Below are 519 nucleotides of genomic sequence, written 5' to 3' on the forward strand. Positions count from 1 at the left end.
GTTGGCCGGCTCGAAGCGAACCGGCAAACAACCAGTTCGACCTGCCGATAGCCCAAGGACGTATCTGATTTTCGACCCAGTTGTTGTCTATAGGCACGTGACCGTCATCGAGATAGCGGGTCAGCGCATCCCATCGTTTAAGACTGTAATCCAGCGCTTTGGCAATTGCAGAACCTTCCGACACCAGCTTGCGCTGCGCCATCATCCATTCGTGTAGTGCGTCGCAGACCGGTTTGGCCCGACTCTGTCGGAGCTTTTGGCGTTCATCGGCTTGCAGCATTGCAGCGTCGCGCTCGATGTCGTAAAGCGCAGCGAAGAACGGCAGCGCCTGCGCGGCGATCTGACTGCTGTGATTGGCGTGCAGATCGAAGAACTTGCGTCTCGCGTGCGCCGCACATCCAATTTCAGTGATGCCCTGCTGGAATCCAGCCTTGTAACCACTGTAGTCGTCGCATACCAGTTTGCCCTGCCAGCCAGCGAGGAACGCGCGGGCATGCTCGCCTGCACGGCTGTCGGCGA

At 58.6% G+C, this 519-nt stretch carries 1 protein-coding gene; it reads right to left on the reverse strand.

The genetic code is table 11. The annotated features are described in order from the left end of the window. On the reverse strand, positions 1-519 hold a 519-nt coding region (locus AB3X96_RS42630), incomplete at both ends, for an IS66 family transposase (protein ID WP_368594425.1).

This window comes from Paraburkholderia sp. BR13439 (assembly GCF_040948805.1).
In the GTDB taxonomy this organism is placed as follows: Bacteria; Pseudomonadota; Gammaproteobacteria; order Burkholderiales; family Burkholderiaceae; genus Paraburkholderia; species Paraburkholderia youngii.